At 68.5% G+C, this 639-nt stretch carries 1 protein-coding gene; it reads left to right on the forward strand.

Translation table 11 applies throughout. The annotated features are described in order from the left end of the window. Window positions 1-67 precede the first annotated feature (67 nt). A partial coding sequence (locus DBV14_RS33850; RefSeq protein ID WP_260397006.1) for a tripartite tricarboxylate transporter substrate binding protein occupies window positions 68-639 on the forward strand: 572 nt, incomplete at its 3' end.

A 639-nucleotide genomic window follows, 5' to 3' on the forward strand; every position in this document is an offset into this window, starting at 1 on the left:
AGCTGCTGGCCCGCCAGGCCGTGCGTGTTCCGTCTTGACTGACCGGCATCGCGGATCGGAATCGCGCATGAAAAGACGAGTGCTTCTTGCGTCGGGCCTCGCGCTCGCCGCCACCGCCATGCTGCCCCTTCATGCCTCGGCGCAAGCCGATGCATGGCCGCAGCAGAAGCCGGTGACCATCATCGTGCCGTTCCCCGCCGGCGGCTCCACCGACATGGTGGCGCGCGCGCTGGCGTTGCAACTGCAGACCCGGCTCGGCGGCAGCTTCGTCGTCGACAACCGCCCCGGTGCCACGGGCACCATCGGCACCGGCTTCGTCAAGCGCGCGGCACCCGACGGCTACACGCTGCTGGTGTCGTCGCTGGGCGCCTTCGTCGTCACGCCGCACCTGCAGAAGAGCGTGCCCTACGACGCCACCAGAGACTTCGACTACATCAGCGTGCCCGTGCAGGCGCCCAACGTGCTCGTCGCGAATGTCGCGCGGCCCGAGCACACCGTGGCCGACGTGCTCGCGCTGCTGCGCAAGACGCCGGGCAAGGTCTCGTTCGCGAGCTCGGGCAACGGTTCTTCGGACCACCTGTCGGCCGAACTGTTCTGGCAGCAATCGAAGACCGAAGGCGTGCACGTGCCCTACAAGGG

Origin of the sequence: Variovorax sp. KBW07 (assembly GCF_003852515.1) — a bacterium.
In the GTDB taxonomy this organism is placed as follows: Bacteria; Pseudomonadota; Gammaproteobacteria; order Burkholderiales; family Burkholderiaceae_C; genus Variovorax.